19 protein-coding genes are annotated in these 18516 nt (G+C 71.8%); 7 read left to right on the forward strand and 12 right to left on the reverse strand.

The annotated features are described in order from the left end of the window. Positions 1–268: 268 nt before the first annotated feature. Complete coding sequence (locus ASH01_RS22455; RefSeq protein WP_056774388.1) at positions 269–895, forward strand: response regulator; 627 nt, start codon at positions 269–271, stop codon at positions 893–895. A 52-nt stretch (positions 896–947) separates the two neighbouring features. Then, positions 948–2246, forward strand: a complete 1299-nt coding sequence (locus tag ASH01_RS08895) for a sensor histidine kinase (protein ID WP_056774391.1) — start codon at positions 948–950, stop codon at positions 2244–2246. Between the two features lie 27 nt (positions 2247–2273). On the opposite strand, the gene ASH01_RS08900 is transcribed toward ASH01_RS08895, so the two are convergent. The 11 genes from ASH01_RS08900 to hisC all read right to left on the reverse strand — a co-directional run bounded on the left by ASH01_RS08900 (position 2274) and on the right by hisC (position 12858). Further along, positions 2274–2702, reverse strand: a complete 429-nt coding sequence (locus ASH01_RS08900) for a response regulator (RefSeq protein ID WP_056774392.1) — start codon at positions 2700–2702, stop codon at positions 2274–2276. A 286-nt stretch (positions 2703–2988) separates the two neighbouring features. Continuing rightward, on the reverse strand, positions 2989–4446 hold the full coding sequence (locus ASH01_RS08905) for a dihydrolipoamide acetyltransferase family protein (RefSeq protein ID WP_056774396.1): 1458 nt from the start codon (positions 4444–4446) through the stop codon (positions 2989–2991). A 15-nt stretch (positions 4447–4461) separates the two neighbouring features. Further along, positions 4462–5454, reverse strand: coding sequence for an alpha-ketoacid dehydrogenase subunit beta (locus ASH01_RS08910; protein WP_056774399.1), 993 nt, complete (start codon positions 5452–5454; stop codon positions 4462–4464). Continuing rightward, positions 5454–6608 (reverse strand): pyruvate dehydrogenase (acetyl-transferring) E1 component subunit alpha, encoded by a 1155-nt coding sequence (pdhA, locus tag ASH01_RS08915; protein WP_056755923.1) that lies wholly within the window; start codon positions 6606–6608, stop codon positions 5454–5456. Before pdhA ends, ASH01_RS08910 begins: the two co-directional genes overlap by 1 nt. 281 nt (positions 6609–6889) lie before the next feature. Continuing rightward, on the reverse strand, positions 6890–8269 hold the full coding sequence (locus ASH01_RS08920; protein WP_056774402.1) for an AAA family ATPase: 1380 nt from the start codon (positions 8267–8269) through the stop codon (positions 6890–6892). Positions 8270–8345: 76 nt separating this feature from the next. Further along, entirely contained in the window at positions 8346–8843 is a 498-nt protein-coding gene (locus ASH01_RS08925) for a hypothetical protein (RefSeq protein WP_056774405.1), read from the reverse strand. 27 nt (positions 8844–8870) lie between these two features. After that, positions 8871–9278, reverse strand: coding sequence for a glyoxalase superfamily protein (locus tag ASH01_RS08930; protein ID WP_056774407.1), 408 nt, complete (start codon positions 9276–9278; stop codon positions 8871–8873). Between the two features lie 77 nt (positions 9279–9355). Beyond that, positions 9356–10120: a hypothetical protein gene (locus ASH01_RS08935; protein WP_056774410.1), complete on the reverse strand. Its 765-nt coding sequence runs from the start codon at positions 10118–10120 to the stop codon at positions 9356–9358. Beyond that, on the reverse strand, positions 10117–10884 hold the full coding sequence (locus tag ASH01_RS08940) for a hypothetical protein (RefSeq protein ID WP_056774412.1): 768 nt from the start codon (positions 10882–10884) through the stop codon (positions 10117–10119). The genes ASH01_RS08935 and ASH01_RS08940 overlap by 4 nt, the downstream gene beginning before the upstream one ends. Then, positions 10881–11618, reverse strand: coding sequence for a hypothetical protein (locus ASH01_RS08945; RefSeq protein ID WP_056774415.1), 738 nt, complete (start codon positions 11616–11618; stop codon positions 10881–10883). The genes ASH01_RS08940 and ASH01_RS08945 overlap by 4 nt, the downstream gene beginning before the upstream one ends. 82 nt (positions 11619–11700) lie before the next feature. Then, positions 11701–12858: a histidinol-phosphate transaminase gene (gene hisC, locus ASH01_RS08950; RefSeq protein WP_082619622.1), complete on the reverse strand. Its 1158-nt coding sequence runs from the start codon at positions 12856–12858 to the stop codon at positions 11701–11703. A gap of 146 nt (positions 12859–13004) precedes the next feature. On the opposite strand from hisC, the gene ASH01_RS08955 reads away from it, so the two are divergent. The 4 genes from ASH01_RS08955 (at position 13005) to ASH01_RS08970 (ending at position 16470) form a co-directional block, all read left to right on the forward strand. Further along, positions 13005–14093, forward strand: a complete 1089-nt coding sequence (locus tag ASH01_RS08955; protein ID WP_056774416.1) for a 6-phosphofructokinase — start codon at positions 13005–13007, stop codon at positions 14091–14093. 4 nt (positions 14094–14097) lie between these two features. Beyond that, positions 14098–14475: a phage holin family protein gene (locus ASH01_RS08960; protein WP_056775276.1), complete on the forward strand. Its 378-nt coding sequence runs from the start codon at positions 14098–14100 to the stop codon at positions 14473–14475. 186 nt (positions 14476–14661) lie between these two features. Then, positions 14662–15573 carry a mechanosensitive ion channel family protein gene (locus tag ASH01_RS08965; RefSeq protein WP_200959113.1) on the forward strand — a complete coding sequence of 304 codons (912 nt, stop codon included), beginning with the start codon at positions 14662–14664 and terminating at the stop codon, positions 15571–15573. A gap of 150 nt (positions 15574–15723) precedes the next feature. After that, a complete protein-coding gene (locus ASH01_RS08970) occupies positions 15724–16470 on the forward strand; it encodes a TetR/AcrR family transcriptional regulator (protein WP_235509582.1) in 747 nt (248 codons plus the stop codon). Here ASH01_RS08970 and ASH01_RS08975 read toward each other — a convergent pair. After that, positions 16460–17194: a RibD family protein gene (locus ASH01_RS08975; protein ID WP_056774419.1), complete on the reverse strand. Its 735-nt coding sequence runs from the start codon at positions 17192–17194 to the stop codon at positions 16460–16462. The genes ASH01_RS08970 and ASH01_RS08975 overlap by 11 nt on opposite strands. A gap of 124 nt (positions 17195–17318) precedes the next feature. Between ASH01_RS08975 and ASH01_RS08980 the strand changes: the two genes are divergently transcribed. Then, a complete protein-coding gene (locus tag ASH01_RS08980; RefSeq protein WP_056774421.1) occupies positions 17319–18515 on the forward strand; it encodes an exonuclease SbcCD subunit D in 1197 nt (398 codons plus the stop codon). The last annotated feature ends 1 nt before the right edge of the window (position 18516 follow it).

The following is an 18516-nucleotide window of genomic DNA, read 5'->3' on the forward strand; positions in this document are numbered from 1 at the left end:
GTCCCGGTCGAACTGTGCTGCTGCAGTGGGCCCCCCGACCAGCGGGGGATGTCCACGCCCATGGTGGGCGGACCTGCTCGGGAGAACCTCGGGGTCCGTCGGGAGTACCGGTCGGGACGCGGTCGGCGCTCGCGGGACGAACCGGACCCTTCGGATTCGTGGGACGGCGCCCGCCGACGTGGCCGATACTGAAAGCCGACATGCTCCCGGGGGGGTGCCCATGAAGGCTTCACCGTGCGTTGACAGCACACAGACATCAGTCCTGGTCGTGGACGACCACCGCGTCCTTGCCGACGCCATCGGCTTGGTGATCAACGGCGAGCCCGACCTGCGCTGTGTCGCAACGGCGCTCAACGCTGCCCAGGCTCGCGCGCTGGCGGCGTACTGGCAGCCCGACGTCATCCTCATGGACGTCCGGCTCGGTCAGGACGACGGCATCGACCTCGCCACGGACCTCATCAGTGCCGTCCCGAACGTGCGCATCATCGTGCTCAGCGCCTTCATCGACCAGGCCCTGCTCACGAGGTCGCTCAACGCCGGAGCGTGTGCCCTCCTTCCCAAGGACGGCTCCCTCGACGAGATCCTCGGCGCCGTCCGGTCGTCGACCCGGAAGGGCTTCGCCATCGACCCCGGCCTGCTGCGCACGATCGTGCGGGCCGGCGCCGACCGCCACGGGGCTCCCGTCCCGCGCCTGACGCCGCGCGAGGCCGACGTCCTGCGCCGGCTGGCGGACGGAGCCGATGCCGTCATGATCGCCAGGGAGCTCGGGATCTCGGTGCTGACGTGTCGCGGCTACGTCAAGACCCTGCTGCGCAAGCTGCACGCACACTCCCAGCTCGAGGCCGTCGTGACCGCGAGCCGGCTCGGCCTCATCGCACCGACCAGGCGTGGCTAGCGCACCGGGCTCGCAAGGGTCCGGTGGGACACACGGCCGGCCCCCGTCGATCGTGCGCGAGGCCATCACCCGTTTCGGGCTGTGGACGCTCGTGGCCTTCCTCATCGTCGCGGTCGGGGCGGTCCTGGTGGCACGCGCGTTGGCGGCGGACCTCGCGCTGCGCGAGGCGAGCCTGCGAGGCAGGACCTTCGCGACCAACGTCGCAGCGCCCTTCGTCGACACCGCGGTGCGCTCCCGGCGCCCGAACTCCTCACAGAGCCTGGTCACGGTCGTCGAGTCGCGGCTGCGGGACGGGTCCCTCGTCCACGTCAAGCTCTGGTCGATGGAGGGCAACGTCATCTGGTCGGACGAGCGCGACCTCATCGGCCGCACGTACGTCATGGACGAGGACGTCGCCGCGCTCTTCGGCACCCAGGACGTCGTCGCCGACGTGTCGGACCTCAGCAAGGTGGAGAACGTCGAGGAGCGCACCGCGGGCCAGCTGCTCGAGGTGTACGTCGGTGCGTTCGACGCCGACAGCAAGCCGGTCGTCATCGAGTCCTACTGGTCGACCGAGCGGCTCGAGAGCGACCAGCGGCTGCTGCTCTACGCGCTGACGGCCCTCGCCGTCGGCGCCATGCTCATCCTGACGCTCTTCCTCCTGCCGTTGGCCCTGTCGCTGGCCCGTCGGGTCGACCACGCGCGCACCGAACGCGGGGCGATGCTGCGCCATGCTCTCGCCGCCTCCGACATGGAGCGGCGCCGCATCGCCGAGGAGCTGCACGACGGCCTGATCCAGAATCTCGCGGCCCTCGGCTACGCCCTCCCGATGGTCGCCCGCCAGCTGCCCGACAGCTCGGTCGAGGCGCGCGAGCTGCTCGACTCTGCAGGTCAGAGCCTCCGCGGTGACATCTCGTCCCTGCGGGGCCTGGTCACCGACCTCTACCCGGCCGACCCGTCCCTGCCCGGGCTCACGGCGGCCCTCGACATCCTCGCGGCGCGGGCCCGCGAGTCGGGCGTCGCCGTCGACGTCGAGGTCTCTCCCGGCTACGCCCACCTGTCCAGGGAGGCGATCCAGCTGACCTACCGCATCCTGCGCGAGGGCCTGCGCAACGTCGTCAAGCACGCCGACGCCTCCCGCGCGACCCTCGTCGCCGCCGTCGAGGGCGACGAGGCCACGGTGACGGTGCTCGACGACGGCAGCGGGCCACCTCCGGGCCCGGTCGCCACCGGCCACCTCGGCCTGCGCCTGCTCGAGGACACCCTGACCGACGTCGGTGGGTCGCTGCGACTGGCGCGCCGCACCGAGGGCGGGACCGAGCTCGTGGCGCGTTTCCCGACCTCCTTCGCGAGCGAGCTCCAGCTCCCCTGAGCGTCGCCGGCCGCGGCGTCCGGAGGGTCAGCGCGGGATCCCGGGCTGTCGCCCCCTACCGACGCCGCGGACCGCGTCGAGGACCGTCGACGGCACCGCATCCTTGACGATGTATGCCGCCGCGCCGGCTTCCAGCGCCGCGCGCCGTCCCTGCACCGACGGCTCTCCCGTCAGCACGACGACCTGGGTCGTCGGCAGGTCCTGCAGGATCCTCCGGGTGGCCTCGACCCCGCCGATGCCGGGCATCCGGATGTCCATGAGCACGACGTCGGGGTGAGTGCGCCGGGCCACCTCGACCGCCTGCTCGCCACTCTCGGCGGCGCCGCAGAGCTCGAGGTCACCCTCGAGGGAGAAGAGCGAGGCGAGCCCGATCCGGAGGATGTGCACGTCGTCGACGACGAGCACGCGGACGACGTCCGGTCCCTGCGGGGTCGGGTCCGAGCGGAGAGCAGTCACCGGCGGGGCCCCCGTCCTGCCCGGGCACACCACGGACCCGGCCCGTGCACGCGCTGCCCACCCATGACGGACCTCCACTGCTCAGGGGCGATCGCCCGATCGGGAACTCCACCATCGTGGCGCGGCGCGCCGCGTGGCGCACGCGCCACGGGTGGGGTCGGCATACCCCCAATCGTGGGGGTGTGTCCCGATCCGATCGCGGTCCTCCTGAGGCGTCGCCGGCAGGACGGAACGTCGAAGGGCCACAAACCGGTACTGGTTGTGGCCCTCCGACGGTTGGAGTGGGTCAGCCCCAGACGAGGGCCTGGGCCGGGTCGGCGAGGATCGCGGCCAGGTCGGACAGGAAGCGGCTGCCGAGCTCACCGTCGATGAGACGGTGGTCGAAGCTCACCGCGAGCTGCGTGACGTGGCGGATGGCGATCTCGTCGTTGCCGTCGGCATCGGTGACGACCCACGGCTGCTTGCGGATCGCACCGAAGCACACGATGGCCGACTCCCCCGGGTTGATGATCGGGGTGCCGCTGTCGACGCCGAACACGCCGACGTTGGTGATCGTCATCGTGCCGCCCGACATCTCGGCCGGCTGGGTGCGGCCCTCGCGAGCCGTGGCGGTGAGCTGTCCGATGGCCTGCGCCAGCTCGAGCATCGTCATGGCGTGGGCGTCCTTGATGTTCGGGACGATGAGGCCACGCGGGGTCGCGGCGGCGATGCCGAGGTTGACGTAGTTCTTCTGGACGATCTCCTGGTTGGCCTCGTCCCACGTCGCGTTCATGCCGGGGTTCCGCTTGACCGCGAGGACGAGCGCCTTGGCGAGCACGAGCAGCGGCGTGACCTTGACGTCCTTGAACTCGCGGCTGCCCTTGAGGCGGTCGACGAGCTCCATCGTCTTCGTGACGTCGATGGTGATCCACTCGGTGACGTGCGGTGCGGTGAAGGCCGATCCGACCATCGCCTGCGCCGTCATCTTGCGGACGCCCTTGATCGGCGTGCGCTCCTCGCGCTCACCCGCGCCGAACGGCATACGCGAGATGGCCGGCGCGGCACCCCCGACGGCGGAGTCGGCTTGTGCTGCAACGCCGTTCACGACGGCGCCGCTTGCATGGTTCGTCACGTCGTCGCGCGTGATGATGCCGTCGGCCCCGGTCGGGGTGACGGACGCGAGGTCGATGCCGAGGTCCTTGGCGAGCTTGCGGACCGGCGGCTTCGCCTTGGGACGGCCACCGGCAGCGGACGCGACCGGGACGGCAGGAGCCGGCGACTCGACACGCGGAGCCGGGGCTGCGTGCTCGGCGACGGGTGCGGCAGCCGCGACCTGCTCGGTCTCGGTCGGTCCGGCGGCGACGGGGTCGGCGGCCATGCCCTTGCGGGCACGACGGGCCGTGGCGCCGGCCTTGGCGCCGTAGCCGACGAGGATCGCCTCGGAGTCGCCACCCGCGCCCTCGGCCGGGGCGGCCTTCTCGCCCGGGATCGACGGTGCGGCGGAGGGAGCGTCGTCGCCGCCCTTGCCGTCGTCGATCGAGATGATCGGCGTGCCGACGTCGATCGTCTGGCCGACCTCGACGAGCAGCTCCTTGACGGTGCCGGCCCACGGGATGGGCAGCTCGACGAGCGACTTGGCGGTCTCGATCTCGAGGACCATGTCGTTGACCTTGACGGTGTCGCCGGGCGACACCTTCCACTCCACGATCTCGGCCTCGACGAGCCCCTCACCGGGGTCGGGCAGGTTGAACGTCTTGATTGCCATGTGTCGCAGCCCTTCTCAGTACGCGAGCGCGCGGTCGACGCCGTCGAGGATGCGGTCGAGGTCGGGGAGGAACTCCTCCTCCATCCGGCTCGGCGGGTAGGGGATGTTCGCGCCGGCGACCCGGATGACGGGTGCCTCGAGCTCGTAGAAGCACTGCTCCGTGACCTGCGCCGAGATCTCCGACGCCATGCCGAGGAAGCTGCTCGCCTCCTGGACGACGACGAGGCGACCCGTCTTGCGCACCGACTCGACGATGGTGTCGATCGGCAGCGGCGAGAGCGAGCGCAGGTCGATGACCTCGATGCTCGTGCCCTCGGCCTCCGCCGCGGCGGCCGACTCGAGCATCGTCTTGACGACAGGGCCGTAGCCGAGCAGCGTCACGTCGGTGCCCTCACGGAGCACGTTGGCCTCGAAGAGGCCGCGCGGCGCGGTGGTCGCGGTCGTGTCGTACTCCGCACGGTCGTGGTAGCGGCGCTTCGGCTCGAAGAAGATCACCGGGTCGTCGCACGCGACGGCCTGCTGGATCATCCAGTGGGCGTCCTCGGGGTTGCTGCACGCGACGACGCGCAGGCCCGCGGTGTGGGCGAAGTAGGCCTCGGGGCTCTCGGAGTGGTGCTCCGGGCTGCCGATGCCGCCGCCGAACGGGATGCGGATGACCATCGGGATCTTGACCGCGCCGAGGGCACGGGCGTGCATCTTGGCGACCTGGCTGACGATCTGGTCGAAGGCCGGGTAGACGAAGCCGTCGAACTGGATCTCGCAGACGGGGCGGTAGCCGCGCAGCGCCATGCCGACCGCGGTGCCGACGATGCCGGACTCGGCGAGCGGGCTGTCGATGACGCGGTCCTCGCCGAAGTCCTTCTGCAGACCCTCGGTGATGCGGAAGACGCCACCGAGCTTGCCGATGTCCTCACCGATGAGCACGACCTTGGGGTCGGCCTCCATGGCCTTGCGCAGGCCGTTGGTGATGCTCTTGCCAAGCGTGACCTTCTCGAGCTGGCCGGCCATCAGTTCGCCTCCTCGAAGCTCGCCTTGTAGGCGAGGTAGGCGGCACGCTCCGCCTCCATGACCGGGTGGTCCTCGGCGTAGACGTGGTCCCACATCGTCTCGCCGGCCATCGTCTCCATCGTGACGCAGCCCTCGCGCAGCTCGGCTGCGAACTGGTCGGCCTCCTCGTCGATGCGGACGAAGAAGGCCTCGTCGGCCATCCCCTCGTGCGCGAGGAGCGTCTTGAGGCGCAGGATCGGGTCGCGGAACTTCCACTCCTCGACCTCGGCCGAGACGCGGTACTTCGTCGGGTCGTCGGCCGTCGTGTGCGCACCCATGCGGTACGTGTAGGCCTCGATGAGGAGCGGGCCGTTGCCGTTGCGGGCCTCGTCGAGGCAGTGCTGCGTCACGGCATACGTCGCGAGGATGTCGTTGCCGTCGACGCGGACACCCGGGAAGCCGAAGCCGCGGGCGCGCTGGAAGAGCGGGATCCGGGTCTGCTTCTCGACGGGCTCGGAGATGGCCCACTGGTTGTTCTGGCAGAAGAAGACGACCGGCGCGTCGAAGCTCGCCGCGTAGACGAAGGCCTCGTTGACGTCACCCTGCGAGGAGGCGCCGTCGCCGAAGTAGCAGATGACCGCGGTGTCGCGGTCGGGGTCGCCGGTGCCGACGTTGCCGTCCATCCGCACACCCATCGCGTACCCCGTGGCGTGCAGCGCCTGGGCCCCGATGACGATCGTGTAGAGGTGGAAGTTGTTCTCCTGCGGGTCCCAGCCGCCCTGGCTGACGCCACGGAAGAGCTGCAGCGAGCTCTGCGGGTCCATGCCACGCACGAAGCCGACGCCGTGCTCGCGGTAGGTCGGGAAGACGAAGTCGTGGGGCCGCAGCGCACGACCGGAGCCGACCTGGGCCGCCTCCTGGCCGAGCAGGCTGGGCCACAGGCCGAGCTCGCCCTGGCGCTGCAGCGCGTAGCCCTCGGCGTCGAGCCGGCGGATGAGGACGAGGTCGCGGTAGAAGCTCCGCAGGTCCTCGGGCGTCAGGTCCGCGACGTACTTGTCGTAGTCGGGATGGGACACGCGCTGACCTTCGGGGGTCAGCAGCTGGATCATGTCCGGGCCACCGTCGCCGACCGCGGGGGTCGGCTCCTGCAGCTCGGCGACAACCTTGTCGCTCACTGGGGCTCCTTCGCCGGTGAGACCGGCCTACTCGTTCGGCCCGCAAACGGGGGTCACCCGCTCGTCGGCTTCTGGGGGGCGCAGGGCCGCCGTTCGTGACGACGGACACGTGCTTGGTCCTCGACCCGGAACTTACCGGAGAGCCCTGCGAATCTCACAATGCGGGACGACGTCGCGCTCCACCGAGAGGCTGACCTGCGCGGACGCCGCCGGGTCCGAGGAGGGCACCACCCGGGCGGGAGGGCGTATGCCGTGTGCTCGGGGCGCGCTCGCCGGCGCGGTCAGCGCCGGGTGCCCCAGGTCCAGGCCGGGGTGGTGAGCAGGCCCTGACCCTGCACGAAGGTCTCGCCGAGGTCCTTGACGAGGGTGATGCCTCGGGCCGGTGAGCCGAGCCCGACCGGTGCCTCGTCGTCGTCGGGATCGACCACACCGAGCTCGCGGATGAGCGCCTCGGAGTGGGAGACGACCATGACCTGGCTGCGTTCGGCCGCGGACCGGACGAGCCGTCCGAGCGGTGGGAGCAGGTCGGGGTGCAGCGACGTCTCGGGCTCGTTGAGGACCATGAGCGACGGCGGGTCGGGCGTCAGCAGCGCGGCGACGAGGAGCAGGTAGCGCAGCGTGCCGTCGGACAGCTCGGCCCCGGCGAGCGGCCGCAGCATCCCGGGCTGGTGCAGCTCCACGTCGAAGCGGCCGCTGTCGACGGTGACCTCGAGGATCGCCCCGTCGAAGGCGTCGGCGACGGCTCGGTCGAGCTCGGACCGGCCGTTCTCGCGGATCGTCTGGAGCGCGGCGGCGAGGTCGCGTCCGTCGTCGGCGAGCACCGGGGTGCGGGTGCCGACCTGGGGCGTCCGGGCCGGGGCCTCGGCGTCGGCGCGGAACCCGTCGTAGAACCGCCAGCCGCGGATCATCCGGCGCACCCGGAGCAGCTCGGGCGCCCGCTCGGGGTCGGCGAGCTCGGTCAGCATGCTCTCCCACGGGCGCAGCGAGCGGGTCAGTTCGACCCACCCGGGGCGTGCACCGCGACTCGGGCCCGACGCCGTGCCGGCGCCCGACTCCCTGTAGGCCGCTCGCGAGCCGGTGCGTGATCCCGGGGCCTCGACGGGGTCGGACTCCCACTCCGCGGCCTCGCCGTCGTCGGGTCCCCAGTCGGAGGCCCAGCCGTCGTCGCTTCCGCCCACGGCGCGGGTCTCGACGACACCCCACCGGCGGCGCACGAGCACCGAGCCGGGCCGCATGACGGGGCCGGCCCAGACCACCTCGCGCTTGATCTCGGGGTCGCGCAGGAACGCCGACGGCGTCCCTGCCTCGCTGCCGGTCGACTGCTGCGGCAGGCCGAGGTCGACGAGGTAGCCGAAGTCGTCGGAGGCGAAGCCGAGCTGGAGACTGATCGGGCCCTTGCGACGGGTGCCCTGCACGGCGTGACCACGGTCGCGGGCGCCGCCGAGGGTCGCCGGGCCGGCCCACAGCGCGGACTGGAGGCCACCCTCGCGGGCGAGGGTGGCGATGACGTCGCCCCGGCCGCAGCCGGCGAGGAGCCGGAGCGACCGGTAGAGGCTCGACTTGCCGCTGCCGTTCGCGCCCGTCACGACGTCGAGCCCGTGCAGGGGCACGACGACGTCGCGCAGCGAGCGGTAGCCGGACACGGCGACGGCGGTGAGCATGCCGTGAACGTACGCCGGAGGACCGACACGGGCCGCCCGGCCGTTCAGGTCATCACGTCGTCAGGTCGTCAGGTCGTCAGGTCGCCACGCGACGCCGAGCCACCCTCGTCAGCATCGCGACGATCGCCAGCGCCCCGAGCACCACCACGGCCGGGAGGAAGAGCGCCACCGGCGTCATCGCCGTGTCGAGCTGCCCCACCTCCGCACTCCCTACCCACCCGAAGGAGAAGGGTTCACTGCGGACCAGGACCAGGAGGGACACCGCGACAGCGAGAGCGGCGAGCGTCGCAGCCGTCACCGCGACAGCCGGCACGACCGGGGTTCTCCGAGCGGCCGCCACCCAGAGCCCGCCGGCGGCGAGGAGCAGGACGATGGCCGCGACGACGAGCAGGACCGCGGTGAGCGAGCTCTCTCGCTGCACCTCGATCGCTTGGCTCACGGCCCGCACGCGTCCGTCGAACCAGATGTCGACGAGAGTCTCGCTCCCCCCGGCCGTGCGTGAGACGAGGTGGTGAGTGGGCCAGACGAGGACCGCGGCGAGCAGGACGGCCCCCGTCACGAGGAGCAGCGGCACGGCCCTACGGAGCCCGGACACGACGCGTCAGGCCCCGGGGTCGACGCCGTCGCCGCCGGCACCGGCGGACCAGGCTGGCAGTTCCTGCAGCGACCACCGGTTGCCGTCGGGGTCACTGAAGTGGACGAAACGGCCCCACGGCTGCTCGTCGACCTCGGACGCCTCGACGCCGCGACCGACGAGCTCGGCCCTGATGGCGTCGGCGTCGGCGACGACCATCTGGAGGTTGTCGAGGCCGCCGGGGACGATCTCGGTCAGACCCTTGCCGATCGCGATCGAGCAGGCCGACCCGGGTGGGGTCAGCTGCACGAAACGGATCTCGTCACTGACCGTGTGGTCGTGGTCGAGGACGAATCCGACCCTCTCGGCGTAGAACTCCTTGGCCCGGTCGACGTCGGTCACGGGCACGGCCACCAGCTCCAGCTTCATGTCCATGCCCCGACGGTAGGGCCGCCCACCCACACTGCGGACGTCCGGCACACGACCAGTTTCCACGAGGCCCGATCCAGCCCTCACCTGTCGGTGTCGGTCGGCGGCACTCCCCCGTCCGCGCCCGACGGGAAGGGCGTGTCTCTGAAGCCGACCTCGGGCGCCCGCCCCGTGCCGACCGGACCGGGGTCCATCAGGGTGGCGACGAGCGGTGGGGTGGCCTCCACCAGGGCGCGACGCTGCCGAAGTAGCGCCGCGACGCCGGACACCGTGCCGGTGACCGAGTCCGCCACGCGCGGCAGCAACACCGGGACGACGAGACCGGCGACTGCTGCCGTGAGCAGGACGACCGACACGACCTCGAGCCAGCCGACCGTCGTCGTCACGACGACGAGCCCGGGCTGCAGGCCGATCGTCCGGTCGTCGACCGACAGCCGCTGCACCACGGATGCCGCGACCGTCGCGAGAGCCAGCGCCAGGCCGACCCCCGACGCGAGCTCACCGGGCCGCCCGCCACGGACGAGCCGGGCGACCAGCCCGGCCGCGGCGAGCAGCAGGACGACGACGAGGAGCACCGCTCGCGGCACCGGGTCGGGACCGGAGAACGCGTCGAGGAGCACACCGTCCGAGGTGTAGACGACCTCACGTCCCCACGACCAGATCAGCTGCTCGTAGCCCTTGGTGAAGTCGCCGACCTCCGGGACGCGGACCGCGACGACCTTCGTCGGCCACACCACCGTGGACGCCGCCAGCACCACGCCGACGCCGCCGAGCGCCACCCCCGCCACACGCGTACGCCATCCCGGCCCGGCTTCCGGGTCGGCGTCGTGGACGGGACCGTCGGTCATCTCGGCGGCCGGAACCGGTCGGGGTCGACGGTCGGGTCGTCGGAGAAGCCGACGCCCGTGCCGGCGTGCTCGCGCCGCGCAGGGGACCGATGGTCGGGGCCCGCGGGCACGTCACGGATCGTCGCGATCCCGACGCGCGGCGCTGCCGTCTCCGTGGTGCCTGCCGCATCGGACACCTCGTCGTGCGTGGCCGCACGGCGGGCGAGCGCCCGCGCGCGGACGACGGCCGACCGCGCCAGCGCGGCCACGGGTCGCAGCACGAGGAGACCGAGCGACACGACGAGCAGCGCGGCGGAGGCCACCTCGAGGTAGCCGGTGGGGAAGGTCTCGACGACGAGCTGGTCACCGTCGCCGAAGATGCCCGAGATCGTGTCACCGACCCGTCGTCCCAGCCCACCGACGACCTGGGATGCAGCCCAGGCGAGTCCCGCCACACCGAGGATCCGGCCATCGGTGCCGGCCCGGAACGCGTACGCGAGGACGCCGGCGAGGCCTGCGGCAAGGGCCACGACGAGGATCACCAGGCCGGTCGTGTTGCCGACGTCGATCTGGCCGTCCGTGTTGGCGGTCGTGTCTGCGACGTGCCCCCAGCTCCAGACGGACAGCCGGAACGGGGACGCGTCGGGCTCGGCCGACTCCGGCGGCTTCTGGAAGATGGCGTGGGTCGGGAGCACGAGCGTGGGCAGTGCGAGCAGCACCCCGAGAAGCCCGACGAGCGCGGCTGTCAGCCGGCCGGCGACCATGTGCTTCCGGATGTCCGTCACGGCGTCCTCCCGGGCTTTCCTGCCGTCGCCGGCGTGTCAGCCCCTCCGCCCCCACCGCCCGCACCTGCGTCGTCGAACGACACGGGCGCGGTCGTCAGGTGCTCACCGACAGGGCGCAGCCCGGCCGGCCCCGCCCGACCTGCTGGAGGGCCGGCAGCCGCAGTGCCGGCAGCCGGCGTCCCGGGGAGCTTCGCCGGCAGGGTGCTCCGGCCCGTCGACCGGGCCGCGGCCACACCCATGAGCACGAGCGCGACGACGAGCACGCAGGCAGCGACCGTCTCGAGCGACCCCGCCTGCGTCATCTCGGTCCGGACCGTGAGGCCGGCAGCCCCCTGGTCGACCTCGCCGAGCGAGCGGCCGAGCCGCTCGGCCACCGTCGTCAGGACGCGACCGGTCAGCAGCCCTACCGTGACGAGCCCGAGCACGTGACCCCACGTGACCCGGCGGGCCAGCCATACGCAGACGCCTGCGAGGCCCGAGACGAGGAGCACCACGAGGACGGCGAGGCCGAACGGGTTCCACTGGTCGCGCAGCTCGACCCCCTCGAGACCGGCCACCCGGACGCGCCCCCAGCTCCACTCCCACTGGTGCGACAGGAGCGAGCCGTGCTCGCGGTCGGCGACCGCCATCTCCCGGGTCGGCGAGTACAGCGACGGCACGACGAGCAAAACACCGAGCAGCGCGAGGCTGCCGCTGAGCGCGCGACCGGCGAGCCGCCTCCGCACCGTGCCCATCCGCGACCTCCTGCGCCACGACCTGCAACGACGGCCGCGCGACACCGCGCGGCTCAGCCCATTGTCGCCCCGATCGGCTCGGTCAGCGGGCCCCGAAGCGTTCGGCGACCTCGATGAGCCGGGAGTTCGCGTCCACCTCGCCGATCGTGACGCGCACGCCGTCGTCGCCGTACTGCCGCACCGTGAGGCCGGCCTCGGCACACGCCTGCGAGAAGGCCGTCGAGTCGGCGCCGAGCGGGAACCACACGAAGTTCGCATCGGACTGCGGAAGTTTCCAGCCCTGGTCGCCGAGGGCCCGGACGACCCGGTCGCGCTCGGCGACGAGCGACTCGACGCGCGCGTTGAGCTCGTCGAACGCGTCGAGCGAGGCGATGGCGGCCACCTGCGCGACCGAGTTGACGCCGAAGGGCGTGGCCGTCTTGCGGAGGGCGGCGGCGACAGGCGGGTGCGCGACGGCATACCCCACGCGGAGGCCGGCGAGGCCGTACGCCTTGGAGAAGGTCCGCAGGACGACGACGTTGGGGCGGTGGCGCCACGTCTCGAGCCCGCGCACGGCGTCGGGGTCGCGGACGAACTCGACGTACGCCTCGTCGACGACGACGATGACGTCGCTCGGGACCTTGTCGAGGAAGGCCTCGAGCTCCGCCTGGTGAACGCACGGTCCGGTGGGGTTGTTGGGGGTGCAGACGAGGACGACGCGGGTGCGGTCGGTGATCGCGGAGAACATCGCGTCGAGGCGGTGGCGGGCCCGCTCGTCGAGGCCGACCATGACGGGCTTCGCGCCGGCCAGCTGCGTGACGATCGGGTAGGCCTCGAACGAGCGCCACGCGAAGACGACCTCGTCACCGGCGTCGCACGCGGCGTTGACGATCTGGGCGAGGACCGCGACCGAGCCGGTGCCCGTCGCGATGCACTCGGCCGGGACGTCGAGCGCCTTCGCGAGCCGCTCGGTCAGCGCCGTGACGGCCATGTCGGGGTAGCGGTTCACCGTCGCCGCCGCGTCGTCGATCGCCGCGAGCACCGACGGGAGCGGACCGTAGGGGTTCTCGTTGGACGACAGCTTGTATGCCGTCACGCCGGCGGGTGCCGACGCGGGCTTCCCGGGCTTGTAGTCGGGCATCTGGGCCAGCACGTCGCGGAGCCGCACGGTGGCGCCCGACGCCTGCGGGGCGGCATACGCCTCGTCCGGGGTGGCGCTCTCGGTCACGCTCTCGCTGACGGTCTCAGGGCTGTCGCTCATACCCGAACTGTAGAGCCAGTGTCCACGCGGGCGACCGGCCCATGGACGCTCTCCTGACGGCGACGCCGGTCTGTGGCTAGGCTCACATCGTCGCGCCACCGCCGCCTCGACATCTTCTTCATGCCCAGCCTCACGAAAGTCAGATCATGCGCATCGGCATCCTCACCGGGGGCGGGGACTGTCCCGGCCTCAACGCCGTCATCCGGGGCGCGACCCGCGCCGCCGAGGTCACGTACGACAGCACCGTCATCGGCTTCCGCAATGCCTGGCGCGGGGTCATGGACAACGACTACGAGATCCTCGACGTCGACCGGTGCCGCGGCATCCTGCCCCTCGGTGGCACGATCCTCGGCACGAGCCGCGACCAGCCGTTCGCCCACGAGGACGGCCTCAAGCGCGTGCGCAAGGCCTACGACCGGCACGGGCTCGACGCCATCATCGGCATCGGTGGCGAGGGCTCGATGGGTGTCGTCAACCGCCTGCACGAGAACGGTTTTCCCGTCATCGGCGTGCCCAAGACGATCGACAACGACATCTCCCTCACCGAGATGACGTTCGGCTTCCAGACCGCCGTGCAGATCTGCACCGACGCCATCGACCGGCTGCACACGACGGCCGAGAGCCACCACCGCGTCCTCGTCGTCGAGGTCATGGGCCGCCACGTCGGCCACATCGCGATCTGGTCGGGCCTCGCCGGGGGCGCCGCGATCACGCTCGTGCCCGAGGAGCCCTTCGACGTCGACGAGGTCTGCGAGCGAATCGTCCACCGGCACAAGAAGGGTCGCTTCGCGACGATCGTCGTCGTCGCCGAGGGCGCGCTGCCCAAGGCCGGCACGATGGACATCCCGGCGCCCGAGGTCGACAAGTACGGCCACCAGATCCTCGGCGGCATCGGCTCGATCCTCGCCCGCGAGATCCAGGGCCGGACCGGCATCGAGAGCCGGATGACCGCGCTCGGCCACATCCAGCGCGGCGGCTCGCCCGTCGCCTTCGACCGAGTCCTCGGCACCCGCTTCGGCGTGGCTGCGGTCGAGGCCGCCCTCGACGGGGCGTGGGGCCAGATGGTCGCTCTGCAGAAGGGCCGCATCGAGCGCGTGCCCGTCGCCGAGGCCATCGGCTCGCTCAAGATGGTCGAGCCGGACCTGTTGCGTCTCAACGCGATGTTCCAGCCGCGGATCCCCGGCGACGAGCACCCCGGTCTTCCCGCCGATGCGCCTGCGCCCGTGGAACACTGAGCGCATGCTCCTCAACTTCGCGCTTCGGACGGTGGTCAACGCCGTCGCCCTGGGGGTGGCCGCGTGGGCCATCCCCGGCATCACGTTCGGTGGTGGCTCGACGGGTCAGGTCATCTGGACGGTCGTCCTCGTGGCCCTGATCTTCGGCATCCTCAACGCCTTCATCAAGCCGATCATCAAGCTCATCTCACTGCCGCTCATCATCCTGACGCTGGGCCTGTTCGTCTTCATCGTCAACGCCCTGATGCTCGAGCTCACGTCGTGGCTGGCCGGCAAGCTCGACCTCCCCTTCCACGTCGAGCACTTCTTCTGGGACGCCGTCTTCGGCGGCCTCATCATCACGTTCGTGTCGATGCTGCTCAGCTTCATCAAGACCGACTGAGGTCCCTGCGCCCAGTGCGCGTATGCCCTGAGCCCGCCTTCCACGTGGAGGGCGGGCTCTTGGCATGTCGGGACGCCGGCGTCCCCTACGCCCAGCGGTCGTCGAGGTTTCCCTCCGGGGCAGGCGGGGTAGGTACCACCCCGACTGGCGTTTACAACGTAAACCATCGACTCCCTGGAGACTCTCGTGGACAACATCAGCACAGCACTGACGGACCTGTGGAGGTCCGTGGCGCTCTTCGTACCCAAGTTCTTGGCCTTCCTGGTCATCCTCGTGATCGGCTGGCTCGTCGCCAAGGCCATCGGGAAGGTCGTCGACAAGGTCCTCGAGCGGGTCGGTTTCGACCGCGCAGTCGAGCGCGGAGGCATCAAGCGCGCGCTGGCCAGGAGCGAGTACGACGCGTCGACCATCGTCGGCAAGATCGTCTACTACGCCCTGCTGCTCTTCGTGCTCCAGCTCGCCTTCGGCATCTGGGGCCCCAACCCGATCAGTGACCTGCTCAGCGGTGTCATCGCATTCCTGCCCAAGGCCGTCGTGGCCATCGTCATCGTCGTCGTGGCCGCTGCGATCGCCGCTGCCGTGCGCGAGCTCATCACCAACACCCTGGGCGGCCTGTCCTACGGCAAGCTGCTCGCCAACATCGCCAGCATCTTCATCCTGGGGCTCGGCATCATCGCCGCCCTGGGGCAGGTCGGTATCGCCACCACCGTGACGATGCCGGTGCTCATCGCCGTGCTGGCGACCGTGGCCGGCGTGATCGTCGTCGGCGTCGGAGGCGGCCTCGTCAAGCCGATGCAGGCTCGCTGGGAGGGCTACCTCGACACCCTGGCCGAGGAGACCGGCCGGGTCCGCGAGCAGGTACGACAGGCCCCGGGCGTCGGCGAGCAGGCACGACAGGCGAAGGCGCGTCACGACGGGGGCGACACCACCACCCCGGCCCCCCAGGAGGCCGCTTCGGCTGACGACTTCTACCACGGGCGGCCCGAGACGGGTCAGCCCACGGCGTCCTTCGACCCGACCCGGACCACGGCGTTCGAGGCCGACGACCAGCCCGACAGCCACTACCGTCCGACCAACGGCGGTCAGAGCACGTACTGACGTCCACTCCGGTCGAACCGGCTCTCGAACGGGCGGAATCCCCATGGGGTTCCGCCCGTTCCGCCCGTTCGCGTCCGACCGGGGAGTGGGCGGTGCCAGCCGGGCATGATGGACTCGAGGGAACCACCGCCGAGCGTCCGAGGAGCAGCCATGACGACCCCGGGAGCCCCGCCCGAGATGGAGGAGGCGGCCGGAGCAGGCCGCGCCGACGGAGGGCACCGCCTCACCCGAGACCGCATCGTCGACGAAGCCATCGCGCTCGTCGACGCCGAGGGTGTCAACGCACTGACCATGCGCCGTCTCGGCGCACGTCTCGGCGTCGAGGCCATGGCCCTCTACCGCTACGTCAACGGGCGCGAGGACCTCCTCGAGGGAGTCGTCGACCGCCTCGTGTCCTCGCTCGAGATCGACCCCGGCACGCGCATGGAGCCCTCCGACGGCTGGCAGGCGTTCCTGCAGTGGATGGCGCACAACGTGCGACGGCTCGCCCTCGACCACCCGCTGGCCTTCCCCCTGATCGCCACGCGACACCCGGCGGCGCCGTGGCTGCGGCCTCCCCTGCGCAGCCTCGCGGTGGTCGAGGAGTTCCTCAACGGGTTGATGCAGCGCGGCTTCACCGAGGACCAGGCCGTGTGGGCCTACCGCACCTACACGAGCTTCCTGCTCGGCCACCTGCTGCTGGAGTCGGCCACCCGGGGGGCGCAGTTCTCGGGGCCGGAGACGCCTCTCGACGAGGGCGGGGCCCACCAGCCCAACGACGACGGGACGCTGCCCCTGGACGCCTTCCCCACCGTGCAGCGGCTGGCTCCGAAGCTCGAGGAGGACCGGGTCGAGGTGGACTTCGAGGAGGCCCTCGAGGCCCTCCTCGAACGGATGGATCTCCAGCTCAGCCAGTAGGAGCCCGGTCGGTGGCCGTCGCGTAGCGCAGGAGGAGCGCGCCGTCGTCGAAGCGCTCGACGTCGTCGAGCCGCAGGCGTATGCCACCGGGTGGCCCCGCGTGAGGCAGCGTGACCAGCCGCTGGCCGTCCGGGTCGCTCGACACCACCGGGTCGAGCAGGACGACGATCTCGTCGACGAGCCCGGCGGCGAGCAGGGCGCCCGTGAGCGCGCCGCCACCGTCGGTGCGGACGTCGCGCACGCCGTGCGAACCCGCGAGGTGCGCGAGCCCTGCGGCGAGGTCGACGCGACCGGACGCCGGTCCGGTCGCGTCGACGTGCTCGATGCCGCGGCGGTCGAGGTAGCGCAGGTAGTCGGTCGGGGTGTGGCGCGTGACGAGGACGACGACGTCGCGGTACCACGGCTGGGACAGGGCTTGGGTCCAGCACCGCACGGCGCCGCGGCTGTCGGGGACGACGAGGAGCGGGCGCGGCTCGGTGACGAGCGACTCGAAGCCGGGCACGACGGGCAGGCGCTCGGGCCGCAGCAGGATGCGCTGCTGGTCGGTATCGGACTCGGGCGGCCCGAAGGCGAGGGCGGTCGTGCTGCCCATGAGGATCGCGTCGCTGCGCCAGCGGAAGCCCAGCCGGTAGTAGCGGGACGGGTCGGTGTCGAAGCCGACGACCCTCCCGTCGATGCTGGCCTCGTTGTAGACGACGACGTGGGGACGGTCGGGGCGCTCCATCCGACCACGGTAGGGGTCCGCACCGACGGTCGCGGGCGCTCTCGCACCACCGCTCGGCGACGGGCGCAGGGGCCGTCGGGGTGTCGGTGTCGAGGGTGTGGGCGCAGGGTCCTACCGTCGTGGCATGCGGTTGCTCCACACCTCCGACTGGCACCTCGGGCGCACGCTCCACGGCGTGAACCTCCACGAGGCGCAGTCGGCCGTGCTCGAGCGCATCTGCGAGCTCGTCGAGGACCCACCCGACGGCATCCCGATCGACGCCGTGCTCGTCGCGGGCGACGTCTACGACCGCGGGGTGCCGCCCGTCGAGTCGGTCCAGCTCTTCGAGTGGACGCTGTCCCGGCTCTCGGCCGTCACGACCGTCGTCGTCACGTCGGGCAACCACGACTCGGCGATCCGGCTCGGCTACGGCGCCGGCCTCTTCCGGGACAGCATCCGGATGGTCACCGACCTCGGCCAGCTCGACCTGCCCCTGCTCCTCGAGGGCAGCGACGGCGTGCGGGCCGCGGTCTACGGCATCCCCTACCTCGACCCCGACCACGCGCGCGTTGCGCTGGCAGGGGGTGGCGAGCCGCTGCCCCGGTCGCACCAGGCCGTCGTGGGTGCGGCGTGCGACCGCATCCGCGCCGACCTCGCCGACCGGCCCGGGGTGCGGTCGGTCGTGCTGGCCCACGCGTTCGTGGCGGGTGCCGAGCCGAGCGACTCCGAGCGCTCGATCATGGTCGGCGGCGTCGACCGGGTGGCCGGCACCGTCTTCGCCGGCATCGACTACGCCGCGCTCGGGCACCTCCACGGGCCGCAGGCGCCGGAGTCCGCAGACGGCTCGGTCGTGCGTTACTCGGGGTCGCCGCTGCGCTACTCGTTCTCCGAGCAGGACCACGAGAAGGTCGTGCTCCTCGTCGACCTCGACGCGTCCGGCCCGGCCCGGGTGACCCCGGTCGAGATCGTGCAGCCGCGCGCCATGGCGACGCTGCGCGGTCGCCTCGACGAGCTGCTCGAGTCGCCGTCGTTCGCGAGCGCCGAGGCCGCGTGGGTGCGCGTCACGGTCACCGACCGGGTGCGCCCCGACTCGCTCATGGACCGCCTCAAGTCCCGCTTCCCGCACGCCCTGCAGGTCTTCCACGAGCCCGAGGGCGCGATCGACCGCGGGCGAGGCGGCACGACCGTCGTCAGCGAGCGCGACCCCCGCGAGCTCGGCTCCGACTTCATCGCCTACGTCACCAAGACCGAGGCGAGCGGCGGCGAGGTCGACGTCTTCGAGGCCGGCTTCGAGGCCGCCGTCCGGGCCCAGCACCGGGCCGAGGCGCAGGAGGTGGCGTGAC

Source organism: Terrabacter sp. Soil811 (genome assembly GCF_001429655.1).
GTDB lineage: Bacteria > Actinomycetota > Actinomycetes > Actinomycetales > Dermatophilaceae > Terrabacter.